The 4,463-nt window shown below is 58.9% G+C and carries 5 protein-coding genes and 1 pseudogene; 4 read left to right on the forward strand and 2 right to left on the reverse strand.

What is annotated here, in order from left to right; all coding sequences use genetic code 11:
• Both rpoD and WB528_RS15855 read left to right on the forward strand, forming a co-directional pair.
• Positions 1 to 1,799 (forward strand): RNA polymerase sigma factor RpoD (gene rpoD, locus WB528_RS15850; protein WP_423889357.1); only part of this gene is annotated, 1,799 nt, incomplete at its 5' end.
• A gap of 131 nt (positions 1,800 to 1,930) precedes the next feature.
• Positions 1,931 to 2,174 (forward strand): annotated as a pseudogene (locus WB528_RS15855) (DUF1153 domain-containing protein).
• 43 nt (positions 2,175 to 2,217) lie between these two features.
• On the opposite strand, the gene WB528_RS15860 reads toward WB528_RS15855, so the two are convergent.
• Together WB528_RS15860 and WB528_RS15865 are read right to left on the reverse strand one after the other, a co-directional pair.
• On the reverse strand, positions 2,218 to 2,511 hold the full coding sequence (locus tag WB528_RS15860) for a DUF4167 domain-containing protein (RefSeq protein WP_423889358.1): 294 nt from the start codon (positions 2,509 to 2,511) through the stop codon (positions 2,218 to 2,220).
• A gap of 427 nt (positions 2,512 to 2,938) precedes the next feature.
• Entirely contained in the window at positions 2,939 to 3,196 is a 258-nt protein-coding gene (locus tag WB528_RS15865) for a hypothetical protein (protein WP_423889359.1), read from the reverse strand.
• A gap of 337 nt (positions 3,197 to 3,533) precedes the next feature.
• Here WB528_RS15865 and WB528_RS15870 point away from each other — a divergent pair, with 337 nt between their 5' ends.
• Both WB528_RS15870 and WB528_RS15875 read left to right on the forward strand, forming a co-directional pair.
• Positions 3,534 to 3,695, forward strand: coding sequence for a hypothetical protein (locus tag WB528_RS15870; protein WP_423889360.1), 162 nt, complete (start codon positions 3,534 to 3,536; stop codon positions 3,693 to 3,695).
• Positions 3,696 to 4,030: 335 nt separating this feature from the next.
• Positions 4,031 to 4,463: extracellular catalytic domain type 1 short-chain-length polyhydroxyalkanoate depolymerase (locus WB528_RS15875; RefSeq protein WP_423889361.1), on the forward strand; the 433-nt coding region annotated here is incomplete at its 3' end.

Here is a 4,463-nt window from a genome sequence, read left to right on the forward strand (position 1 = left end):
ACGAGCTTGTTGAAGTCCAGCAACGGCCCGTTCCGGCAAAGTCCGGGGCCAAGGAACCCGCCGAGCGCACCGACGACCCCGTGCGGATGTATCTCCGCGAAATGGGCTCGGTGGAACTCCTCTCGCGCGAGGGCGAGATCGCCATTGCCAAGCGCATCGAGGCCGGTCGCGAGGCCATGATCGCGGGGCTCTCCGAGAGCCCGCTCACATTCCAGGCCATCATCATCTGGCGGGACGAGCTCAACGAGGGCAAGGTCTTGCTGCGCGACATCATCGACCTGGACGCAACCTATGCCGGCCCTGACTCCAAGGCCACGCCGGCGCCGGTGATTGACCCCGACGGCCAGTTGATCGTAGGCGCCGCCGTTCCGCGCCAACCCGGGCAGCCGCCGCAGGTACAGGCGCCGGCCACTGCGCCTGCGGCCGCCACCCCGTTCAAACCGATCGGCAAACGCACCGACGGCGACGAGACGACAGCCGACGGGATGGTTGGCGAGAACAACCTCGACGACGATGACGATATGGAGAATTGGCTCTCGGTCGCCGCAATCGAGACGGAGCTAAAGCCCAAGGTGATCGAGACCTTCGACATCATCGCCGACGCCTACAAGCGGCTGCGCCGGCTGCAGGATCAGCACATCCAGTTCCAGCTCAAAAGGCGGTCGCTTTCGCCCGCGCAGGAACGCAAATATAAAAAGCTGAAGCACGAGATCATCGGCGAGGTGAAATCGCTGCGGCTGAACCAAGCGCGCATCGACGCGCTGGTGGAGCAGCTCTATGAGATCAACAAGCGCCTCGTCGGCCACGAAGGCCGCATGATGCGGCTTGCCGAGAGTCACGGCGTTTCGCGCGACGACTTTCTCAAGGCCTACCTGGGCTCCGAGCTCGACCCGCTCTGGCTCAATCGCGTGTCTAAGCTCTCGGCCAAGGGTTGGAAGAGCCTCGTCGCCAAAGACAAGGACGAGATCAAGCAGCACCGCCACGAGATACACGCGCTCGCGGGCGAGACGGGGCTCGAGATCGCCGAGTTCCGCAAGATCGCCCACATGGTGCAGAAGGGCGAGCGCGAAGCGCGCCAGGCCAAGAAGGAAATGGTAGAGGCAAACCTACGGCTGGTCATCTCCATCGCCAAGAAATATACCAACCGCGGCCTGCAGTTTCTCGACCTGATCCAGGAAGGCAACATCGGCCTGATGAAGGCGGTGGACAAGTTCGAGTATCGCCGCGGCTACAAGTTCGTGACCTATGCCACCTGGTGGGTCCGGCAGGCGGTCAGCCGCTCGCTCTCCGATCAATCGCGCACCATTCGTGTGCCCGTGCACATGATCGAGACCATCAACAAGATCGTGCGCACCAGCCGGCAGATGTTCAGCGAGATTGGCCGTGAGCCGACGCCGGAGGAGCTCGCCGAGAAGCTCCACATGCCGCTCGAAAAGGTGCGTAGGACCTTAAAGATCGCCAAGGAGCCGCTGTCGCTCGAAACGCCGATCGGCGAAGAGGGGGACTCCCACCTCGGCGACTTGATCGAGGACCCGAACGCGATCCTACCGATCGACGCCGCGATCCAGTCGAACCTGCGTGAGACCACGTCGCGGGTTCTGGCCTCACTGACGCCACGCGAGGAGCGCATCGTACGCATGCGCTTTGGCCTCGGCATGAACAGCGACCACACGCTGGAGGAAGTCGGCAAACAGTTCTCGGTGACGCGCGAGCGCATTCGGCAGATCGAGGCCAAGGCGCTGCGAAAGCTCAAGCACCCAAACCGGTCAAGGGAGCTCAGGAGCTTCTTCGATAGCTGATGTGCCGCGCAGGGCCGCGTGCGACGTGAATGCAATCATCGCTGGTCGTGTTCAACGAAGAGAAAAGCGAATTTTAGCCGAATGCACGTGGTGTTATGCCGAGTTGTCCAGTCGTCAGCGTGAAAGCCTTCATGACGGTCCCCGTCAGACCAAAGGGCCAAAATACATGATTGGGCCTGACGGCAGCCCATTGACGAATTACTGATTTGCAGGCGCCGAGTACCAAACGCCGGGTCATCCGATGCAAGGCTGAAGTGATTGCGGCAGTGCGCGGTGGTGTACTGTCCGTCGATAGAAGCCTGCAGCCGCTACATGCTCACTGTCGATGAACCACTCTCGTGGCAATCCTCACTCGAACAGCATGGCCTCACTTGACTATGCACGACACGCATCCAGCAATATCGGATGTAATTGCGACTTAGATCGCTTTCGACGTCACGGCGAATTCTCCTACGTCGCTTCTCGGTCCGGAGGAGATTGATCTGTAATAATGCTCGGCGTGCTGGAAGTAATTTTCAGCCCCAATCAAGTCGCCGGATTGGGCTTGAGCTTGGGCTAGCGCAAGATACCGCTCATAGCTTCTTTGCGCGCTTTGAGACCCCCTAACGTCAGGGCGGTCGCCATTCGATGTCCACTCCTTCGAGCGGTTAGCAAATGGCCTCGCCGATTTGGGGCGATGCGTATTCATCATTGTTTTTGGACCATTCTGCATGGCTCACTCCTTGGCAATGGCAGGTGAAATCTGTCCCCTGTGCGACAGGACGGGAAGCAGGGTGAGCGGAATTTTCGCCGCCCTTGCTCGTGTACGTCCTGCATTATTTGCAGCGGAAAACTGTTCCTGAGAAAGCGCTCACGATTTCTGGAGCTGGTCGGTTCACCCGTCGCGGCGGTACCTGCCGACTAGACGCGATATTTATGAACCAATTGTCCATGATCTGGGGGTATCAGGAGGAATTGTCAAGCACGGCAGTTTGTCCGCGTGCCGAAGGCGTATATTCAGTCAACGATCAAAGCAGGATGCGGGCGCTGCCGTTCGCGATGTTTGTGATCGGAGGTGTCAATGAGAACGGAACAAAAATGAAACGAAAAAGTTCCGTCTCAGGCTGCTAACGAGGAAAACCTTCCAGGTTCGTGGATTTTTATTTTTCGGTGGATTGCAGGTCTTGCGTCGAAGCGAGAAGCGCACGAGCGGGTTTCGGGCGCCCCAGGAACCGGAACCTGACGACTCGATTAATGCCCACTTTCTCGGTTCGCGGAAAAAGTGCCGGAAGTTCGGCCTCGTGCTCTGCCGTCCACGGGTCCGGCTTGCCCTGCGGATAAGCGAGCGCGATGTAGGTCTCGCTATCGAGCGCGAGACCGCTAGCCATGCAAAACGTTACGAGCGGGTCGCGGCTCATGACTTTCCTCGGCCGTCCGATGCCTAGGGTTCCTCTGGCAGCCATCCTTGTGCCCACGCATACGCGACCATCCGGCGGGCGTCGGCTACAGAAACCATTTTCCCGTTGATATTCGTGGTCATTCGGCCTGTTCTCAATCCATGGTCGAGCGAGTAATAAAAGCAACGTCGGTAAAATTCTGCCAGCGGATTCAAAAACTGTAATGGCAAGCCGCGCACCGGCATCAGACTTGTGGCCCGAGCAATTGCGGGCGCGCAAAAGCCTAGAACTGACAGAACAGCTCACGAAAAATAATGACAAAGATCGGATGCCTCTGCCTGTATAGAGGAGATGTTGAGTGACCGAGAAATGGGAAGAAAAACTCGTCGAGCTTGAGTCCGCTGTCGTCGACTACATTCGCACAATTCCGCGCAGTGACCGCCACAAGATCATTCGACGACTGCATGAGCGTGTCAGGCGGCTTGAGGAGCTTGTGGAGGGCGTCGAAGACATCGAATGAGAGAACATTTTCGAACTTACTAGGGCGCGTCCTTCACTCCGACAGACAGGCGGCAGTCTGAGCAAGGGAGCAGCTTGAGCGAGGTCCCGGCGCAAGGAAACTCGGCCGACGCCGCTCCATTCGGCAGGTGGCCTTGTTGCGTTGCAATAGGTTCCGGCCTCGCCAACGAAAAATATAGCTGGTACGGCCGTTCGAGGATATGTTGCGTTGCACCATTTATTGCCTATTTCGCTGAGGGGCGCGAGTGCACTTGGAACCGTGAGACGTGAACGATGGGCAACATGCGAAAACACTTGCGCAGTCTCCTCGCTCGGCCGGATCAGTGGAAGACGTTCATGAAAGCCGGGCTGATCGCGGGGGCGCCGCTTGGTTCGCTTGCGCCTTCTGATCATCTGACTGAAACTCCACAATTCGGAAGTAATCCGGGCGCGTTGCGGATGTTCAGTTTCGTCCCGCCGGGTCTTCAGGACGGGTGCCCGCTCGTCGTCGTGCTGCACGGCTGTACGCAGAGCGCGGCGAGCTATGATCTTGGCGCGGGATGGTCGACGTTGGCCGAGCGATTCGGTTTCGCCCTGCTGCTGCCAGAGCAACAGCGATTGAACAATCCCAACGGCTGTTTCAACTGGTTTCAGAGCGAGGACATAGAACGGGGCCACGGAGAGGCGGCGTCTATCCGACAAATGGTGATGACGATGGTGTCGAACCATGGCATCGATCCCGCCCGGGTGTTCGTTACCGGCCTCTCGGCCGGAGGCGCAATGACTTCCG

It is taken from the genome of Bradyrhizobium sp. (assembly GCF_049586575.1).
Lineage (GTDB): Bacteria > Pseudomonadota > Alphaproteobacteria > Rhizobiales > Xanthobacteraceae > Bradyrhizobium.